The organism is Facklamia sp. P12955 (assembly GCF_050409565.1).
Lineage (GTDB): Bacteria > Bacillota > Bacilli > Lactobacillales > Aerococcaceae > Facklamia.
Genome location: NZ_JBNUPF010000059.1, coordinates 1 through 799 on the forward strand (window position 1 = coordinate 1; position 799 = coordinate 799).

Genomic DNA, 799 nt, shown 5'->3' on the forward strand with positions numbered 1-799 from the left:
AAAGACAACCCCTTTATTTGAGATTAACTCACAAAGGGTTTGTCTTCAGTCTGAATCAAGTCAAGACTTCTTGACTTGATTTTTGGTCGGTTTTTAGTTATTTCTGATTTCATCTTCTTTAACTGAAGTTAGGCGATCAATTTCCTTAGTCGCATTATCAGTTATTTGCTGAATATCCTTTTCATAACGTTTTAATTCATCTTCAGTAATTTCACTATCTTTTTCAAGTCGCTTAGCTTCATCCATTGCATCTCGACGAATATTTCTTACTGAAACTTTTGCATTTTCTTGTTCTTTACCGATTACTTTAACTAATTCTTCTCGTCTTTCTTTAGTCAATGCAGGTATCACAAGACGAATAACTTCACCGTCATTTGTAGGTGTAATTCCCACATCACTCATCATGATTGCACGCTCAATATCTTGAAGCGAACTCTTATCATAAGGTGAAATTACTAACATTCTTGCTTCAGGTGTATTAATTGAAGCTAACTGGTTTAATGCCGTAGGTGTTCCATAGTATTCAACCATGACACGGTCTAAAATACTAGCATTAGCAACTCCAGCGCGAATAGTTCCTAATTCACGTTGAAAAGCTTCAATTGATTTTTGCATTCGGCTTTCAGTATTTTTTAATATATTATCAGCAGCCATTTTCTTCCTCCTATATGATCCATAGTTATTTTATTATACCATATTTAAGCATTGTAAGAAAAGTTAGAACTAATCATGATTATTTCCAACATCTAGAGTTGTCAAACATATGTTACACAAGGTGCTTCTAAATGGGCATGCTTAT

Annotated in this window: 1 protein-coding gene; it reads right to left on the minus strand. The window is 33.8% G+C overall.

The genetic code is table 11. The features are described 5' to 3' along the window. Positions 1–93: 93 nt before the first annotated feature. The gene (gene frr, locus ACQV2G_RS09115; RefSeq protein ID WP_428873934.1) at positions 94–654 is read right to left on the minus strand and encodes a ribosome recycling factor; all 561 of its coding nucleotides are present in this window, start codon (positions 652–654) and stop codon (positions 94–96) included. Positions 655–799 lie beyond the last annotated feature (145 nt).

Coding starts and splice junctions, on each gene's coding strand:
- frr (WP_428873934.1), bottom strand. CDS start 654: ATGGCTGCTGATAATATATTAAAAAATACTGAAAGCCGAATGCAAAAA.